This window comes from Actinoplanes sp. NPDC049802, assembly GCF_040656595.1.
Taxonomy (GTDB): Bacteria; Actinomycetota; Actinomycetes; order Mycobacteriales; family Micromonosporaceae; genus Actinoplanes.
The window spans coordinates 49448-66779 of record NZ_JBFAMR010000044.1 but is presented as its reverse complement, the minus strand read 5'-3'; the positions used below and the strand labels follow the sequence as shown (position 1 = coordinate 66779).

15 protein-coding genes are annotated in these 17332 nt (G+C 70.6%); 9 read left to right on the top strand and 6 right to left on the bottom strand.

From position 1 onward, the window contains the following. The first annotated feature begins 162 nt into the window (after window positions 1-162). From urtD to AB0I88_RS26855, 5 genes are all read left to right on the top strand, one after another. A complete protein-coding gene (urtD, locus tag AB0I88_RS26875; RefSeq protein ID WP_361030161.1) occupies window positions 163-912 on the top strand; it encodes an urea ABC transporter ATP-binding protein UrtD in 750 nt (249 codons plus the stop codon). A gap of 1 nt (window position 913) precedes the next feature. After that, a complete protein-coding gene (locus AB0I88_RS26870; RefSeq protein WP_361030158.1) occupies window positions 914-1597 on the top strand; it encodes an ATP-binding cassette domain-containing protein in 684 nt (227 codons plus the stop codon). Window positions 1598-1743: 146 nt separating this feature from the next. Next, a complete protein-coding gene (locus AB0I88_RS26865; protein ID WP_361030155.1) occupies window positions 1744-3420 on the top strand; it encodes a hypothetical protein in 1677 nt (558 codons plus the stop codon). Beyond that, a complete protein-coding gene (locus AB0I88_RS26860; RefSeq protein ID WP_361030152.1) occupies window positions 3420-3986 on the top strand; it encodes a helix-turn-helix domain-containing protein in 567 nt (188 codons plus the stop codon). The genes AB0I88_RS26865 and AB0I88_RS26860 overlap by 1 nt, the downstream gene beginning before the upstream one ends. Next, window positions 3971-4561 (top strand): TetR/AcrR family transcriptional regulator, encoded by a 591-nt coding sequence (locus AB0I88_RS26855; RefSeq protein ID WP_361030149.1) that lies wholly within the window; start codon window positions 3971-3973, stop codon window positions 4559-4561. The genes AB0I88_RS26860 and AB0I88_RS26855 overlap by 16 nt, the downstream gene beginning before the upstream one ends. A gap of 49 nt (window positions 4562-4610) precedes the next feature. Here the strand turns inward: AB0I88_RS26855 and AB0I88_RS26850 are convergent, their stop codons facing one another. The 3 genes from AB0I88_RS26850 to AB0I88_RS26840 form a co-directional block, all read right to left on the bottom strand. Further along, window positions 4611-5300, bottom strand: coding sequence for a hypothetical protein (locus AB0I88_RS26850; RefSeq protein WP_361030146.1), 690 nt, complete (start codon window positions 5298-5300; stop codon window positions 4611-4613). 115 nt (window positions 5301-5415) lie between these two features. Beyond that, entirely contained in the window at window positions 5416-6273 is an 858-nt protein-coding gene (locus tag AB0I88_RS26845) for a GDSL-type esterase/lipase family protein (RefSeq protein ID WP_361030143.1), read from the bottom strand. Window positions 6274-6394: 121 nt separating this feature from the next. Then, entirely contained in the window at window positions 6395-7414 is a 1020-nt protein-coding gene (locus AB0I88_RS26840) for a sugar ABC transporter substrate-binding protein (protein ID WP_361030140.1), read from the bottom strand. 124 nt (window positions 7415-7538) lie between these two features. Here AB0I88_RS26840 and AB0I88_RS26835 point away from each other — a divergent pair, with 124 nt between their 5' ends. Together AB0I88_RS26835 and AB0I88_RS26830 are read left to right on the top strand one after the other, a co-directional pair. Then, complete coding sequence (locus tag AB0I88_RS26835; protein WP_361030137.1) at window positions 7539-9500, top strand: EAL domain-containing protein; 1962 nt, start codon at window positions 7539-7541, stop codon at window positions 9498-9500. Between the two features lie 81 nt (window positions 9501-9581). Beyond that, window positions 9582-10673, top strand: coding sequence for a hypothetical protein (locus AB0I88_RS26830; protein WP_361030134.1), 1092 nt, complete (start codon window positions 9582-9584; stop codon window positions 10671-10673). 44 nt (window positions 10674-10717) lie between these two features. Here AB0I88_RS26830 and AB0I88_RS26825 read toward each other — a convergent pair whose 3' ends face one another. After that, entirely contained in the window at window positions 10718-12202 is a 1485-nt protein-coding gene (locus tag AB0I88_RS26825) for a glycosyl hydrolase (RefSeq protein WP_361030132.1), read from the bottom strand. A gap of 385 nt (window positions 12203-12587) precedes the next feature. Between AB0I88_RS26825 and AB0I88_RS26820 the strand changes: the two genes are divergently transcribed. Together AB0I88_RS26820 and AB0I88_RS26815 are read left to right on the top strand one after the other, a co-directional pair. Continuing rightward, complete coding sequence (locus tag AB0I88_RS26820; RefSeq protein ID WP_361030129.1) at window positions 12588-13424, top strand: hypothetical protein; 837 nt, start codon at window positions 12588-12590, stop codon at window positions 13422-13424. Between the two features lie 63 nt (window positions 13425-13487). Beyond that, complete coding sequence (locus AB0I88_RS26815; protein WP_361030126.1) at window positions 13488-14237, top strand: CDP-alcohol phosphatidyltransferase family protein; 750 nt, start codon at window positions 13488-13490, stop codon at window positions 14235-14237. Between the two features lie 9 nt (window positions 14238-14246). On the opposite strand, the gene AB0I88_RS26810 is transcribed toward AB0I88_RS26815, so the two are convergent. After that, on the bottom strand, window positions 14247-15014 hold the full coding sequence (locus AB0I88_RS26810) for an FkbM family methyltransferase (RefSeq protein ID WP_361030123.1): 768 nt from the start codon (window positions 15012-15014) through the stop codon (window positions 14247-14249). Window positions 15015-15161: 147 nt separating this feature from the next. Next, a complete protein-coding gene (locus AB0I88_RS26805; RefSeq protein WP_361030120.1) occupies window positions 15162-17216 on the bottom strand; it encodes a prolyl oligopeptidase family serine peptidase in 2055 nt (684 codons plus the stop codon). Window positions 17217-17332: the final 116 nt, after the last annotated feature.

Sequence of the window (17332 nt, the reverse complement as noted above, 5' to 3'; positions counted from 1 at the left end):
GTCCTTGCCGACGAGCTTGCCCTCGCCCTGCACCACGGTGATGTTCTTGTTGTGCGTGAGCAGGCCGGTCAGGCCCTTGAAGAGACGGCCGACCATGACCGGCCGAAGGACGATCATGACCGCACCCCGCTGCGCTTTTGAATCCCGAGAGGGGGAACAGCCATGACCGACGCTTCGCTCGTTGTCACGGACCTCCGCGTCGAGTTCTCCGGCTTCGTCGCGGTCGGCGGTGTCTCCTTCGACGCGCACCCCGGCGAGGTCCGGTTCCTCATCGGCCCGAACGGCGCCGGCAAGACGACCTGCATCGATGCCATCACCGGGCTGGTGAAGGGCACCGGGTCGGCGATGCTCGGCGATAAGGAGCTGCTCGGCAAGCAGGTGCACAAGATCGTCCGCCTCGGGGTCGGCCGCACGTTCCAGACCGCGAGCGTCTTCGACGAACTCACCGTGCTGCAGAACCTCGACATCGCCGCCGGGCGCCACCGCTCCTCGGCCTCGCTGTTGCGGGCCCGGCGTGGTGTCGGCCCGGCGATCGAGCTGGCGCTGGAGGAGACCGGGCTCACCGGAGAACTCGCCACGCCGGCCGGCATCCTGTCGCACGGCCAGAAGCAGTGGCTGGAGATCGCGATGCTGCTCGTACAGGACGCGAAAGTGCTGCTGCTCGACGAGCCGGTCGCCGGCATGAGCCAGGACGAGCGCACCGCGACCGGCGAGCTCCTGCAGCGCATCGCGGTGAAACGGACCGTGCTCGTGGTCGAGCACGACATGGACTTCATGCGCCGCTTCGCCACCCGCGTGACGGTGCTGCACCAGGGCAGGGTGCTCTCCCAGGGCACCGTCGCCGAGGTGCAGTCCGACCCCAGGGTGCAAGAGGTCTACCTAGGCACAGCAGACGCCATGACGGAGGGCTGACATGCTGGAGATCACCGACGTCGAGGCCGGTTACGGGCGCACGCAGGTGCTGCACGGCGTGACGGTGCCGGCCGGCAAGGTGGTGGCGGTGCTCGGCCACAACGGCGCCGGCAAGACGACCCTGCTACGTCTCGCGATCGGCCTCGTCAAGCCGTCGAGGGGCCGTGTGCTGTTCGACGGCGAGGACATCACGTCGCTCGCCCCCAACCGGCGCGTCGCTCGCGGAATGGCGTACGTGCCGCAGGGTCAGCAGTCGTTCGGTCAGCTCACCACGCTGGAGAATCTGCGGCTGGTGGCCGACGGGCGCCGGAACGGCAAGGCCCTGATCGACGCGCAACTGGCCCGCTTCCCCGCCCTGGCGCAGTTCGCCACCCGGAAGGCGGGACTGCTCTCCGGCGGGCAGCGTCAGCAGCTCGCGATCGCCCGTGCCCTCATCACCCAGCCGAAGCTGCTCATCCTCGACGAGCCGACCGAGGGCATCCAGCCCACGATCGTCGCCGAGATCGAACAGACCATCATGCAGCTGGCCGAGGAGGGCATGCACGTACTGCTTGTCGAGCAGCACATCGGTTTCGCCCTGGAGGCCGCCGAGCGCTACGTCGTACTCGCCTCGGGTTTCGTCACACAGACCGGTATGGGTGGCATGGCGGCCACCTCCACGGTGCGAGCCGCCATGGCGATCTGAGCCGGCATGACCGACCGCGCCGGGCGGTGCCCTCTCGCGCCGAACCGCGAACCTTGTAGGCGAGGGCCGGGAGGGCATGCCAAGGCGGGCACAGCATGACTCATACCCGCAACGCCGTCGTAACACCGGACAGCGAAGTTTGCCCTGTGTCGACGGACAACGCGCGCGCGGCCGCGGAGGACAGCCTGGAGGACTACGCGTTCCGCTACGTGCCACGCACCTTCCGGCGCTGGAGCGCGGCCTCCGTCGGCGCGACCGCCCTCGGGTCCATCGCGTTCCTCGCCGACTTCTCGATCGGCGCGAGTGTCGGCATCGACCACGGCACCTCCAACGCCGTGCTCGGCATCGTGTTCGCGTCGGTCATCATCGTCATCGTGGGTGTGCCGGTCGCCTACTACGCCGCGCGCTACAACCTCGACCTCGATCTTATCGCCCGTGGTTCGGGGTTCGGCTACTACGGCTCGATCATCACCACGGTGATCTTCGCGGGCTTCACCTGCATCTTCTTCGCCCTGGAGGGCGCCATCATGGCGCAGGGGCTGCAGGTGGCGACGGGGATGCCGCTGTGGCTCGGCTATCTCGTCTCGACCGTCGTGGTGATCCCGATCGTCATCTACGGCATGCGCGCGCTGGAGCGCCTGCAGTTCTGGACCACCCCCCTGTGGCTCGCCCTCGCCCTGCTGCCGCTGCTGTGGATCCTCGTCTCCGACCCCGAGGTGGTGAGCGCCTTCACGACGTTCACCGGCGACTCCGACGGATCGGTCGGCTTCGGCGCCGTGGTGTCGAGTGCGGCCGTGTGTTTCGCCCTCACCCCGCAACTGGCCGAGCAGATCGACTACATCCGGGCCATGCCGCCGCGTACGCCGTCGAACACCCGCTCGTGGTGGACGTCGTTCGCGTTCGCCGGGCCGGGCTGGGTCGTCTTCAGCGGCACCAAGCAGGTGATCGGGGTGTTCCTCGCCGTCTACCTGCTGGTCCGGGTCGAGCCCACGCTCGGGCACCAGGCGACCGAGCCGGTCAAACAGTTCGTGGTGATGTACCAGACCCTCGTCCCGGACTGGCTCGCGATCGTGCTCGCCCTGGTGCTCATCGTGGTCGCCCAGGTGAAGATCAATGTGACGAACGCGTACTCGGGCTCGCTCGCCTGGTCGAACGTCTTCACCCGGCTGGCGAAACACTATCCGGGCCGCACGATCTTCGTCCTGTTCAACCTGGTGATCGCGTACGTGCTGATGATGCTGGACGTCTTCGCCCTCATCTCGCTCGTGCTGAGCCTCTACGCGAACATCGTCATGGCCTGGCTCGTGACGATCGCCACCGACATCGCGATCAACAAATGGGTGCTGCGCGTCTCGCCGCGTTTCCCCGAGTTCCGCCGCGGCATGCTGCACGACTGGAACCCGGTCGGCCTGGTGTCGGTCGGGCTCGCCTCGGCGCTGTCGCTGCTCGCGTTCACCGGGGTGTTCGGCGCCGACGTGAAGCCGTTCTCGGTGCTCATCGCGATCGGCGTGGCGTTCGTGGCGACGCCGGTCACCGCCCTCGCCACGCGGGGGCGTTACTACCTGCGGCGCCGCTCCGACGGCATCGCCTCCCCCCGCTTCGACGCCGACGGCAACCCCTCGGGCGAGCGGCTCCGCTGCCACGTCACCGGATACCTGTTCGAGCGGCCGGATATGCTGGCCTCGGCCGAGAGGGGACCGCACGGCGAGGTGCTGTACGTCTCGTCGCTGGCGCTCACGCTCGACGATTCCGATCGATACGTGCTCCCGCCGGAAGTCACCAGACCTCAGCACTGGCCGGCCGCCCGGAAGAGGGAGACGTGATGGAGGAGCCGGTCGACACCGCGACCGCGATTCTCGCGAGTGCCGCGGTGCTGCTGCGCGAGCGCACGTTCGACGACATCTCCTACCGTGCCCTCGCGGACGAGGTCGGCATCTCCGAGCGCACGATCTATCGGCAGTACCCGACGCGCGCCCACCTGCTCGCCGCCCTGTCGCACTGGATCGAGCAGGCCTGTTTCCCGCTGCCGCCGTTCGTGACCGTGTCCGACTTCTGCACCGCCGTGCACGAGCGCTTCCGGGCCTTCGACACATTGCCGGCGTATGCGTACGTCGGCGCGCGCGCGTCCGCGATCTCGCCGACGCTGGACACCGAGCCGGCCTACATCACCCGGGCGATCGAGGCGATGCTCGAGGTGGCGGCGCCGACGCTGAACCGGCGGGATCGCCTGCGGGTCGCGGCGTCGCTCCGCTACTTCTCGTCGGCGATGTTCTGGGCCCGGCTGCGCACCGGTTTCGACATGGACGCGGGCGAGATCTGCGACGCGTTCGACCACGCGGTGGGCACCGTGCTCGCGCGGCTGCCGGAGGCGACGTGGGCGCGGCCGTGACCGGGTCCACGGCGGTCCCGGCGCGCAGCGGCACACAGGTGGCGATCCTCGCCGCCTACGCCGAGTTGATCGAGGAGCTCGGCAGCGACGACGTGTCGTACCGGGTCATCGCGCGCCGGGCCGGCATCGCCGAGCGCACGGTGTTCCGCAACTATCCGACCCGTGTCGACCTGCTGTTGGCGACCGCGGCCTGGATCGAGGCGACGATGTTCGCCCGCGAGGAGTCGCAGTCGATCTTCGATGTCCCGCTCGCGATCCGCGAGGCGATGCAGCGGTACGACGCGCGGCCGGAGCTCGCCCACGTCGTCGCCGAGACGGCGATGCGCGGGGTGAGCGGGGCGGCGCCGTCGCCCGGCCGGGCGCAGCTGGAGCGGCTGCTGGACGCCGAGGTGCCGTCCCTCGGCGCGGCCCAGCGCCGGGCGGTCATCGCGGCGCTGTCGCATCTCGACTCGGTCGGGACCTGGGTGACGTTCCGCCGCGAGTTCGGGCTGGACGGGCGGGACATCGCCGACGCCGCCGCGTGGGCCGCGGAGGCGGTCCTCGACACCATCCGCGACCGCGTCACCCCTGCCTAGACGCGGAGAAAGGGGCCGGTGACCGGCCCCTTTCCAGATATCGATCCGCTCACTCGGCGAGCAGCTTCTCCACGTCGGTCTTGATCTCGTTGAGCAGCGCCTCGGAGCGGCCGTGCTCACTCGGGACGTGGGCCAGGATGCTGCCGGCCTCCGCCAGGTACGGCTTGCCGCCCGGCTCGAAGTTGATGTTCCACTTCGTCTTCCAGACCCGCTCGGCCGCCGTGGTGGCCGCCTTGTCGATCTGGGCGGCCAGCCATTTCTTGTCAGCGTCGGTCAGTGCCACGGGAATGTCCTCCAGATGCCAGGAAACGGTCGAGGCTTCGTGCCGTGTCTCGTACGAGGCGGAGAAGTGGGCGTGCTGGGTGTGCGGGTTGTCCCCGCTGTACGAGCGCCGGCGCCAGTTGTTGGACGCCTCCCAGATGCGCTTGTTGTAGATGATGTAGCGCAGCCGTTTCTCGGCACCGCTGCGACAGCGGGCCAGGATGTGCTGCACCACCTTCTCCATGGTCAGGTCCGACTCACGCAGATTGGCGTCGAGGTCGATGGCGTGCACCTCGTGCCTGGAGTCCGCGTCTCGGATCGGCACCCTGCCGACCTCGTCGTCGTTGTGGTCGGAGCTACGGTTCCGGTGCGCCGCGTCACCGATGGTGCCGTCGCTCGTCTTGTCCCGGCCGGGCGCGATCCGGTTCAGTTCGGTGCGCAACTGGCCCAGGCACGGCACCAGAATCCAGGTGGCCATCGGGCTCCTTTCAAGGGTTCGCTGCCGCTCTGTCGCCTGTATATCTCCCGGTGCCGTGTCCGGAAATCACCCTTGCTGTGGGAAGCCGTGCCATTCTGGCGGGCTGTGATGGCCGTCACCATGTGAAGCGACCGGGATAGACCACTTCGGCCAGTTTCTTCTGACCGTCCGCGTTCGGATGAAAGTAGTCGAACTCGCTGACCTGGTCGAGATCGAAACGGATCCGGTGCGCGGCGCCACCGTCCCAGCGGCATCGCGACCCGTACGCCTTGCAGGCCTTGCGAAGTTCGGTGTTGTACGCCTCGACGCGGTCCCGGACCCGCTCGCGCCGCTGCTGGTCGGCGGCGGCCGTCGAGGTCGGATCGTCCAGCATGGACCGGCAGATCCCGCCACGGCTCCACACCTCGACCGCGTCGCCGTCCTCGCGGCCGACCTGCCACAGCCGGTACAGGTCCGGGATGCTGACCATCAGGATGCGCGTCTTGGGCAGGCCCTTCCGCAGTGGAGCCAGGCCGGCGTCGATCTCGTCACGGAAGGTGGCGACCGGGGTCATGTCCTGCACCCGGCGGGCACACGCGTCGTTGGCGCCGATGAGGATCGTCACGTACTGGGGTTTCAGGTCGACCGCCCGGCGGGCCTGCCCGGCCAGCGCGTCGGCTTCGGCGCCGGGCTCGGCGAGGTTGTCCGCCTCCCCTTTGATCTTCGCGTTCTTGTCCAGGATCCGCTGGTAGTGGCTGGCTATCGCGGAGTTGTTCCCGGTCGACCAGGAGTTGCGGGTGCACGCCACATAGGCGGCGCAACTGCCCAGGCCCGCGGTGATCGAGTCGCCGAGCGCCACCATCGAGGCCGGATAACCGGTGGCCGGCCTGGCGCTGGTCTTGGTCGGTTTCGGCTGTGCGCTGCCGCTGCCCTCGCAGGCCAGGGCGAACACGGCGAGCAACGCCAGGGTGACGACATGCCAACGGCGAGTCATGGTCCTCCGTCCACTGCGCAGAGCCCGCCGGGTGACACGACGGCTCCGCCCAGTCTGACTCGCCGGCCCGCCTTCCCGGCAAACCGTCGCGGTGGACCGGGCGCCTCGTGCCGCGCCGGCGTCAGCTCACCTCGTCGAGCGGGCGCAGGTTGGCGGGGTTGCGCAGGACGTCGTCGATCTGCGCGGCGAAGGCCGCCTTCCGGGTCGCGACGGTGGCCTGCCGGGCCACGATCTCGTCGACGTTGTCACCGTCGACGGCGATGCCCGGGACGTACAGCCAGCCCTCGGGGAGGTCCTTGCCGGTCTTGGCGTGCTCGGCCGTGAGGAGCCCGGCGACCGCGCCCTTCACGTAGTGCTCGGGCGACACCAGGATCAGGCCGCCGGTCCGGACGGCGGCAAGCGATTTGGGGCCGATGTCGAAGGCGCCGGCCAGCCAGGTCGCCCCGGTTCGGCGGCGGATCTCGGCCAGGTTCCAGCCGTCGGCGTCGCCGGTGCCGATGAACGCCAGCGCCGACGAGTTCAGTTCGACGAGGGTGGACCAGGCGGCGAGGTTCGCCTCCACCTCCTGCCTGGTGTCGAACGGACCGAAAACGGTCACGTTCGGGAGCTTCTCCTTGATCTCGTCGGCGATGCCCCGGGCCCGGCCGTCCAGAACCGGGACGCCGGGCGCGGAGGTCCCCAGGACGATCTTTCCGGTGGCGTCCGCCGGCAGCCTCCGGATGACCTCGCGGGCCAGCAGCCGGCCCAGCGCGTAACTGTCGTTGCCGATGAAGAGCTTCACCCCGGCCGACGGCAGGGCCGGGCTGTCCACCGCGACGACCGGCACGCCGGCGCCGATCGCCTCGGCCATCGGGCCGGCGAAGAGGTCCGGGGTGAGGGTGAACACCGAGAGCCCGCCGCGGGCGGTCGTCAGCATCTCGCGGAACTGGGCCAACTGCCGCGGGCCGTCGACGATGTTGGGCCCGTCCACCTGGTAGCCGACTCCGCCGACCTGGTCCACCCCGGCGATGAACCCCAGGGACATCTCCTGGGAGAAGTTGAGCTGCTTGTTGGCCACGACGAACCCGACCATGGGCTTGTGGCCGGCCTGGTCGTCCCGCTCGGTGCACGAGACCGAGCAGAGGAGCGCGGGAATCAACAAAAACGAAAAGATCCGATATTTCATAGTTACGCCTATTTTCGCCCTCGGTCGAAGACAGTATGGGCGATCCCCTTCACCCGGGCAGCGGATCGGCCGATCGAGACCACGACGGTGGCCGGATGCGATGAGGGGGACCCGGGTGCTCGGGAAGGTGGTTCGCAGTAAAGCCGTGGCCCGCGCCGCGGTGATCGGGCTCGCGCTCGGCGTGTTCGCGCTGGCGGCGCTGGCCGCCGTCAGCATCGCCGCCAACGCCCGGACCACCAGCCACATCCAGCACAGTTCGCGGATCAGCGACCGCTGGTCCCAGCTCGACCTGCACATCAGCCTCGAGAACGAGGCGGTCCGCGGGTACGTCTCGGCCCGCCGGTTCGGCCGGGACCTGCTGGACAGCGCGATCCGCTCGGCCGAGCCGGACCTGGCCTGGCAGATCCAGAACGGCGACCCGGCCGACGTCCGGAGCGCGACCCTGACGGCCGGCTCCTACGCGGCGTTCACCGAGACCCTCCAGGAGATCCGGCGGACCACCAGCGACCCGGAACAGATGAACGACCTGGCCGACCAGGCCGACCTCGGCGCGTCCTTCCTGCGCAAGTCGGCCAACGCCAACGTGAACCGGCACCGGCTCGGGATGGACGCCTACCTGGCCGAGGCCGGCGAGTTCAACCGCAAGCTCACCCTGGCCGCGAGCGTGATCTGCGGCGTCGACTTCCTGCTCCTGGTGCTCTGCGCCGGAATCCTGCTGAGCCATCAGCGCCGGTTGGAGGGCCAGGCCGTGGAGAGCCGGTACCGGGCCTTGCACGACGAGCTGACCGGGCTGGCCAACCGGGCCCTGCTCGCCGACGAGATCGAGAACGAACTCCGGCTCGCCGAGCAGGACGACAGCGCGGTGGGTCTGCTGCTGCTCGACCTCAACAAGTTCAAGGAGGTCAACGACACCCTCGGCCACCACGCCGGTGACCTGCTGCTCAAGGAGGTGGCGGCGCGGCTCTCCAGGGCGGTGCGCAGCACCGACACGGTGGCCCGGCTCGGCGGCGACGAGTTCGCCGTACTGATGCCGGAGATCTACTCCCCCGGACACTGCGCCGAGATCGGCCGGCGGCTGCTGGAGTCCCTGGAGGGCCCCGCCGAACTGGACGGCGTGACGGTCGACATCAGCGGCAGCATCGGTGCGGCCGTCTACCCGCTGCACAGCGCGAGCGGCACGGAGCTGCTCCAGCACGCCGACATCGCCATGTACGACGCGAAGCGCAACCGGCTCGGCATCGCCGTCTACGACCCGCGGGCGGACCGCCGCAGCGAACGGGAACTGGGCCTGATCGGCGAGCTGCGCCAGGCCGTCGAACAGGACGAGCTGGTGCTGCACTACCAGCCGAAGGTGGCCACCGGCACCGGCCGGGTGGTCGGGGTGGAGGCGCTGGTGCGCTGGCAGCACCCGGTCCGCGGGCTGCTCCAGCCGGGCGACTTCATCCCACAGGCCGAGGAGAACGAGATCATCGTCCCGCTCACCGACCGGGTCCTGGGCATGGCCCTCGACCAGCACCGCTGCTGGCGGGCCACCGGCACGGTGCTGCCGGTCGCGGTCAACGTGCCCACCGTCTGCCTGCTGGACGAGGCGTTCCCGGACCGGGTGATCACCGCGCTCGGCGCGCACGACGTGCCGGCCGGCATGCTCACCCTGGAGATCACCGAGACCTCGATCATCACCGACCCGGTACGCGCGGGCAGCGTGCTGACCCGGCTGCGCGAGATCGGGGTACGGCTCTCGGTCGACGACTTCGGCACCGGCTACTCGTCGATGTCGTACCTGCAGAACATGCCGCTGCACGAGCTGAAGATCGACCGCAGCTTCATCCGTACGGTCGCCGGCTCCCACGGCGGCACGGCGATCGTACGGGCGGTGCTGGAGCTGGCCCGCGCCCTGGACCTGGAGGTGGTGGCCGAGGGCGTGGAGGACGAGGCGGCGCTGACCCTGCTCGGCGATCTGGGCTGCGCCAGCGCGCAGGGCTACCACATCAGCCGCCCGGTACGCCCGGCCGACCTGATCGCCTGGCTCGGGCGGCCGGCCCTGGAGTCCGCGCCCGTCTGAGAGGCGACAGCCCGGGGTTTGAACCGGCCGTACGGCGACGGGGTGTCCTCCGGTGAAACCACTTCACCGGGAGGCACCGACATGTACAGCCAGCCGTGGCCGGGATACTCGTGGCCGGATCCCGCACCACAGCAGACGGCCATCGCGGTCACCATGCGGTACTTCCCGCTCGCCTTCCTCATGCAGCTGTTCCGGCCGGTGCTGCTGATCGACGGCTACCCGGTGGAGGCGGGCTGGCGGCATCCGGTGGTGGTGCCGGTCACCCCCGGACAGCACCACGTCCACGTGCACGTCCCCTATCTGCTGCCCCGGCGGATCGGCAAGGCCGATCTGATAGTGCTGGCGCAGCCGGGCGAGACCGTGGACCTGGAGTACCGGGCCCCCGTGGTGGTCTTCGCGGACGGCGCGCTGGGCTCCCCGCCGCAGCGGTACCGCGGCATGGGCGCCATGGTCGCCCTCCTGGCGCTCACCCTGGTCGGCGTGATCTGCAGTGTCGGCTCGGTGGTCGTGAGCGCCGGTGACCCGGCCGCCTTCCCACGGTCCGCGAAACCGGCGCCCACCGGCTCCGACGGCACCGAACCGACGGTCCCGGCCCTGCCGCCGCTGCCCACCGACGGGCCGGGCCTGCCGACGCCGGGTGGGGTCCCACCGGGCGGGTCCGCCGGCGAGCCCACGCTGCGAGCCGGCGCTCCGGCACGCAAGGTCACCGGCGCCACCTTCGCGGCCGGCGACGAGACGTACACGATGTCGTTCCGGGGTTGGCCGTTCGCGTTCCGTACCCCGTCGTCCTGGGGCTGTCTCGGGGCGAAGGTCGATCTGGCCGGCGCGAAGGCGTACGTCTGCGTCGACGAGGGGAACCCGGGCAGCGGGAAGCGGGTCGTCGTGATGGTCCGGCCCTGTGCCGCGCCGTGCGGCCAGGCGCGGATGGCACAGTTGGACGAGGAGCTGTTCACCGCCGCCACCGAGCCGCGCCGGGTGGACGCCACCACCCGGTTCGGTCAGATCAAGGAGAACAGCGAAGGCAGGTACGTGCTGGTCCTCAGCCACTTCTTCGCCGACGGCGGTGGCACCGGGACGCCGCGCTGGCAGGTGGGCGTGGCCGGGACGGCGCCGCCGAAGGCCCGCGCCGACGTGCAGAAGGTCGTCAACGAGATCCTGAGCCAGACCTCGTGAACGGCGAAAGGCGGGCTCGCGCCCGCCTTTCGCGTTCTCCCGTGTCAGCTGACCGCCACATCGTCGAACCAGACGGTCCCGGTGTTGTCGCCGGACTTCAGGTGCAGCTGCACCGCGGCGGCGCCGGGCGGGGCGGTGACCGTCTCGACCACCAGCTTGGTCCAGCCGGTGTCGCCGGCCGGGAGCCGGTTCGAGGTGTTCTGGCCGATCCACTTGCCGTTCGCGTCGAACCAGCTCAGCGCGATCTCGGTGACGCCGGTGGCGCCGATGCCGCGAGCGTACGCCTCGGCCCGCCAGCGGTAGCCGGGCTGCACCGGCGTGATCGGAGAGACGACCAGGCCCGGCAGGCCGGCCGCGGTACGGGTGGTGCCGGAGAACCGTGCCGACTGGGCGCCGGTGCGGGCCATCCCGGTGGTGATCACGGCCGTGCCCGCGCCGGTGTTGGTCTGCCGCCACGGCGAGTCGATGGCCGCCGCCTCGAAGCTCAGGTTGAGGATGCTGTTCGGGATCGGGGCGCCGGTCCAGGCGAGCCGGACGACCGTGGCGGCCAGCTTCGCGGTGCCGTCGGCACGGTACAGGCCGAACCTGTACTGGGCGGGCATCGTCGACACGATCGAGTTGCTGGGGATGGCGCCGGCCGCGAAGTCGTTGAGTGTCCACGGTGACACCGAGCCGACCCCGGCCTCGACCGCGGCGCGGAAGACCCGGGCCAGGTAGGCGGCCTGCTCCCCCTCGCTGACGACCGCGCTGCTGACACCGGTCTCCCCGATCACGATCGGGGTGGGGGCGACGGCGGCCTGCGCCTTGCGGATCTCGGCGAGCGACCGCTCCGAGCTGCCGTAGAAGTGGAAGTCGTAGTAGTCGAGCGGGGTGGCGGTCAGCGACGACTTGATGTTCGCCATGCCGGCCGCGCCGGTGCCGCCGTCCACCGACAGGGTCAGCGGCAGGGTCGGGAACTCGGTCCGGATCGCCGGGATGAGCTGCTTGACCCAGGTGACCGCGGCCGCGTCGCCGGGCTGGAACTCGTTCTTCAGCTCGACGCCGATGACTCGCGGGTCGTTCGCGTACGGCGCCAGCACGGCCTTGGCCCAGGCGATGCTGCCGGTGACGTCGGAGTAGGCGGCCCACCAGTCGAACAGGGTGATCTTGACGGTGAGGCCGTGCGCGGCGGCGATGCTGACGACCTTGCGCAGTTTCTCGGTGTACTCGGTCTTCGGCGCCGGGTAGCCGAACGCCTGCGGGAAGACGATCACCCGGACGTTGTCGGCGCCGAGCGCGGCGGCTTTGGCCAGGTCGGCGTCGATCCGGACCGCGTCGAAACCGGTCCACATCGCCGACCAGCCGGCGTCCGACGGGTAGTAGTTGATCGACTTGGCCGACCGCACGGCGGTCAGGCGGTCGGCCAATGTGGTGGAGGTGATCGCCATGGCGGCAGTCTTGCCCTCGGCCCGGGCGGGCACCGCGGAAAGCCCGAGGCTCATCAGGACGGAGGAGGCGATGGCTGTGGTGCGGAGGCGGAAGCTGCGCATAGGTGTTCGGCGCCTCTCTCGAGGTTGCTTTTCGGGGGTGACCTCTCTTTCGGCGGCCGCGTCGGTTGCTGCACGGTTTGCTGAATGCAGATGGGTTGCAAACGGGGAGCGTGTCCCGGGGTCTCCGGGCCCCGCGAGGCGTGCACGTCCTCTCCAGGTTGCCCGCCGGTTGCCGGGCGCCGCGCCGGCCGCGCACCCGGTCCACCCGAAGGTGGAGCCGGCCGGGCGATAGCCGGTGACCGATATGCCCGATCGGGTGCTTCACGAGCGAAACGCGGCGGCGGTTCGGTCCGGGATGGTGAGGTGACCGGAGCAACCCGACCCCGACAGCAAGGTGAACCGACCCGTGGGCTGGAACAGCCGGAAACGACACAAGGTGAGGCGGTTGGCGGCGGGACGGCCCCGCATCCCGGCCCAGCGGCCGATCGCCGACACCCTGCTCGGCCTCGACGCCGCGGCCTGCCGCCGGCTGGCGGACAACGCCGACCCGCGGGAGATCGACCGGGCCCTGGCGGCCGCCCTGCACCGGGAGCTCGATCAGGCCGGGCAGCGTGGCTGGCAGACGGCCGAGATCGTCCGGGTGGTCCGGCGGGAGCACACCGCCCGGCACAGCCGGCTCGTCACCGAACCGGGCCCGCTGGACCCCTGTCTCCTGCCGGAATGGGCGGACCGCAACGGGCTCGACCGGGCCACCGCGATCGAGTCGATCGTCCAGGTGCTGCGCCTGCTCACGGCCATGCCGCACGTCGGGCCGGTCAGCCCGGCGCCGGCAGGTGAGCCCGGCAGGCAACTGCTCGACCGGGTACGCGCACTGCTGGCCGAGGCCGAAGCGACCGACGACGGCGAGGTGGCTGCGGACCGTACCGTGGCGGCGCAGGAGCTGCTCCGGCGGAGCCCCGGCGACGGGCGCGACGGCGGGCGGCGGATCGCGGTGGACAACCCGTACGAGGGCCCGAAGGCGCTGCTGCTGCGGATGGTGGCCGCGGCCAACGGCTGCCACGCCGAGTGGATGCCCGAGTTCGGCCTGGTCCAGGTCACCGGCCCGGTCACCGGTCTGTACGCCACCGAGCTGCTGTTCGGCTCCCTGCTGGCACAGGCGGCCCGGGCCATGAACCTGATCGACTCGAAGAGCCGCACCGTCCGGCAGTCCTTTCTGACCGCGTACGCCGAACGGATCGGGGATCGTCTCGGCGCCGCCGCGGAAATCAAGATCTCCGGCTGAACCGCCCGTCGCCGCGAACCGTGTTACCCGACGGCAGGTGAACGAGCGGCTACAGGAGGAATAGTGACGGTTCCGGCACGCCCATTGGTTCTCGGCGGCATCGCGCAGGCAGCCGTCCTGCTCCTGCTGGAGGCGACCGTCGGGCTCGGGGCGGCCGGCTGGCCGGCCGGGATCGTCTTCGCGGCCGGCACGTGGGCGCTGCTGGGCCGTTCCCTGAAACGGCACCACGGCCACCGCTGGGGACTCGCCGACACGGTCACCTTCGGCCGGCTGATCCTGACCGGCGGGGTGATCGCCCTCACCGCCGCAGCGGTCGCCGGCGACACCCACCACGTCGCGCTGATCGCTCTGGCCGCGGTGTCCCTGGCGTGCGACGCCGTGGACGGCCAGATCGCCCGGCGCACCGGCGCCACCTCCGAGTTCGGCGCCCGGTTCGACATGGAGGCCGACTCGGTCCTGGCCATCGCGCTGAGCGTCTACCTGGGCACCACGCTGGGCTGGTGGGCGGTCGGCATCGGCCTCTTCCGGTACGCGTACGTCCTCGCGTCCTACCCGATGCCCTGGCTGAACGGGACGCTGCCGCCGCGGTTCTCCCGCAAGGTGGTGGCCGCCGGGCAGGGCGCCGTGCTGGTGGTGACGAGCGCCGGCCTGCTGCCGATCCCGCTGGCCCAGGCGTGCATCGCGGTCACCATCGCCGCGCTGCTCTGGTCGTTCGGCAAGGACGTCCGGTGGCTGTGGCGGCAGGAGTCGCTGCGCCGTGAGATCCCCTGGTGGAGCGGATCCCTGGAGACCGAACCCGCCGCCACCGTCTGACCGTCGGGCTCAGCGGCAGTAGACGTCGCCGGCGTTCGCCTCGTGCGGCAGCTCGCGGATGTGGGCGGCCGTCTCCGCCCGGCCCGCCCACTGCGGGAACGCCATCGACATCGACTCGCCCATCGCGATGTTGAATTCCTTGAAACCGAGCCCGGTGACCCGGTCGAGACAGCGCAGCGCCACGTCACGCTCAATTGTCGTGAATTCGAACGACAGCGCCGGAACGGATCGGCTCAGGCCTGACAGAACCGTTTCCTCGAATCCTTCCACGTCGATTTTCACGAATGCCGGGACACCGTGTTCGGCGATCAGTGAATCGAGGGTGACGGACCGGGCCCGGAACTGTTCGTCCCACACCTGGCCCTGCCACCCGTCCGCGCCGTCGGCCGCCCGGACGAAGTCGCGGGACGCCGTCGACACCGTGGGATTGGCCGAGTTGACGTAGAAGTCGACCGTCCCGGTGGACTCTCCGCACACCGCGGGAACCGTCACCACGTCGTCGTCACCAGCGTAGATCTCCCGGATCGCGCGCAGGCAGAGCGGCTGCGGCTCGACCGCGACCACCCGCGCCCCGAGCCGCCGGAAGCTGCCGATCCGGTCGCCCACGTGCGCCCCGACGTCGAAGACCAGATCGCCGGGAGCCACGAACCGCGCGTAGAAGGCGTCCAGCGCCGCGTCGTGCTCCGCGTTTCCGTAGTAGAAACCGAGCGACCGGTGAATGGACGAGGCCGCCGGATCGGCTTTGAGCGATTCAAGAGCGTCGCGGTTGAAATGCATACCGGAGTATATGCCGGGTTCCAGGATTCCGCGATCTTTCCCGGGTCGCCGGCGGTGGTTCTTCCCGCACCGGTGGAAATCCGCTCCGCCGGTGCGGCGGCGTCCCGATCGGATCTGCCGGCGAACTCGCATCTCGGCACCGGCGGACTACGTGCCGAGTTCACCCGCCTGTTCGGCTTCGACGCCCCGGACAGCATCGCCGTCGACGGCATCCCCTCCCGGTGAACCGCCGAGACGCCGCCAGAGGAACTCCATGGTGAGCGCCTCGATGGTGGCGGCCTGCTCGTTGTCGGCGGCGGCCCCGTGGCCGCCCTCGACGTTCTCGTAGTAGGAGACGTCGTAGCCGTGCCGTAGCAGCAGCGCCGCCATCCGCCGGGCGTGCCCGGGGTGCACACGGTCGTCGCGAGTGGACGTGATGAACAGGACCGGCGGGTACGGACGGCCCGGCCGGACGTTCTGGTACGGCGAGAACTCCCGCAGGTACGCCCAGTCCTGTTCGACGTCGGGATCGCCGTACTCGGCCACCCAGGACCGCCCGGCCAGCAGCAGGTGGTAGCGGCGCAGGTCGAGGATCGGCACCGCGGCGACGACCGCGCCGAACAGTTCCGGGTAGCGGGTCAGCATGACGCCCATCAGCAGGCCGCCGTTGCTGCCGCCGGCGATGCCCAGCCGCTGCGGGGTGGCGATGCCGCGGTCCACCAGGTCGGTGGCGACGGCCGCGAAGTCCTCGTACGCCCGGGGCCGGTTCGCCCGCATGGCCGCCTGATGCCAGGCCGGGCCGTACTCGCCGCCGCCCCGGATGTTCGCCACCACCCGGATGCCGCCACGGGCCAGCCAGCCGCGCCCGCCGACGCCGTCGTACCCGGGGGTCAGGGCCACCTCGAAGCCGCCGTACCCCTCCAGCATCACCGGGCCGCCGGGCTCGCCGCCGACCACGAAGTACGGTACCCGGGTCCCGTCCGCCGAGGTGGCGAAGAACTGCCGCACCGAGAGCCCCTCGGCGGCGAAGAACGCGGGTGAACGCTTGATCACCTCGGCCGGGCCGCCGACGGTGCCCAGGGTGAGGGCCGCCGGGCTCAGGTGGCCGGTGGAGAGCAGCAGGTACGCGTTGCCGTTGTCCGGATCGGTCTCGACGATCCCGGTGTGGTCGAACCCGTCGGCGCCGGACAGCGGTTGCCGGCTCCACTCCGGGAAGCCCGGGGTGAGCACGTCGACCCGCGTCCGCACGTCGGTCATGGTGACGAGCAGCAGGTGGTCGCGGGTCCACTGCCAGCCCTGCAGCGACGTGCGCGCGTCCGGCTCGAACAGGACGGCGAAGTCGTGCCGGTCCGCCGGGGAGGCCAGCAGCGCCCCGGCGGGGAAGGCGCCCCACGGGGACCGGAGCCGGACCAGCAGCCACTCCCGGTGCAGTTCGCACACGGCGTCCCCGGGCACCTCGACGCGGTCCAGTGTGCCGTCCGGCCGCAGCAGGTGCCGCTCGCTGTGGAAGAAGTCCGAGTACCGGACCACCAGATCCCGCTCGTACCCCGGGGTGGGGTCGTGGAAGGCCCGGACCGAGACGTCGCCGGGCTCGCCCTCGAAGATCGTCTCCGCTTCGGCGAGCGGTGTGCCGCGCCGCCACCGTTTCACCACCCGCGGATAGCCGGAGGACGTCGCCGTGCCGGGGCCGAAGTCGGTCGCCACGAAGATGTGGTCGGCGTCGATCCAGCTCACGCTGCTCTTCGCCTCCGGCAGGGTGAACCCGTCGGCGACGAACACCCGGTCGCGCAGGTCGAACTCGCGGACCACGACGGCGTCGGCTCCGCCCCGGGCCAGACTGATCAGGCAGCGGTCGTAGCCGGGCCGGAGCACCGTGACGTCGCTCCAGGTCCAGTTCTCGTCCTCGGCCCGGTTGAGCGCGCCGACGTCCAGCAGCACGTCCCACTCCGGCTCGTCGCGGCGGAACTCGTCGGCCGTGGTACGCCGCCACAGCCCGCGCGGATGGTCGGCGTCCTGCCGGAAGTCGTAGTAGAGGCCGTCGCCGCGCCAGCCCGGGACGGTGAGGCGCTCCTTGCTGTCGAGCACCTCGCGGAGTGTGTCCCGCAGGCGGGCAAAGGCCGGGTCCTGATATCCGGCCAGAGTCTCGGTGTTGCGGTCGGCCACCCATCGGGCCGCTTCCGGTGACTCCAGGTCCTCGAGCCAGAGATCGAGATCGTCGCGCACAGCCACTCCCGGGTTCGGCGAACTCCCTCAAGTATGCGCAGGTCGTACACCAGCTTCGGGAAGGACCACCGACGGCGGCCGGGCCCGGCCGCCGCCCTTGTGGACCCGCCCGCGCA

Bases quoted from the DNA above. Each gene is read 5' to 3' on its own strand.
- AB0I88_RS26835 (WP_361030137.1), top strand. From the start codon at position 7,539: ATGAGGGGGACCCGGGTGCTCGGGAAGGTGGTTCGCAGTAAAGCCGTG.
- AB0I88_RS26830 (WP_361030134.1), top strand. From the start codon at position 9,582: ATGTACAGCCAGCCGTGGCCGGGATACTCGTGGCCGGATCCCGCACCA.
- AB0I88_RS26825 (WP_361030132.1), bottom strand. From the start codon at position 12,202: ATGCGCAGCTTCCGCCTCCGCACCACAGCCATCGCCTCCTCCGTCCTG.
- AB0I88_RS26860 (WP_361030152.1), top strand. From the start codon at position 3,420: ATGGAGGAGCCGGTCGACACCGCGACCGCGATTCTCGCGAGTGCCGCG.
- AB0I88_RS26870 (WP_361030158.1), top strand. From the start codon at position 914: ATGCTGGAGATCACCGACGTCGAGGCCGGTTACGGGCGCACGCAGGTG.
- AB0I88_RS26810 (WP_361030123.1), bottom strand. From the start codon at position 15,014: ATGCATTTCAACCGCGACGCTCTTGAATCGCTCAAAGCCGATCCGGCG.
- AB0I88_RS26845 (WP_361030143.1), bottom strand. From the start codon at position 6,273: ATGACTCGCCGTTGGCATGTCGTCACCCTGGCGTTGCTCGCCGTGTTC.
- urtD (WP_361030161.1), top strand. From the start codon at position 163: ATGACCGACGCTTCGCTCGTTGTCACGGACCTCCGCGTCGAGTTCTCC.
- AB0I88_RS26850 (WP_361030146.1), bottom strand. From the start codon at position 5,300: ATGGCCACCTGGATTCTGGTGCCGTGCCTGGGCCAGTTGCGCACCGAA.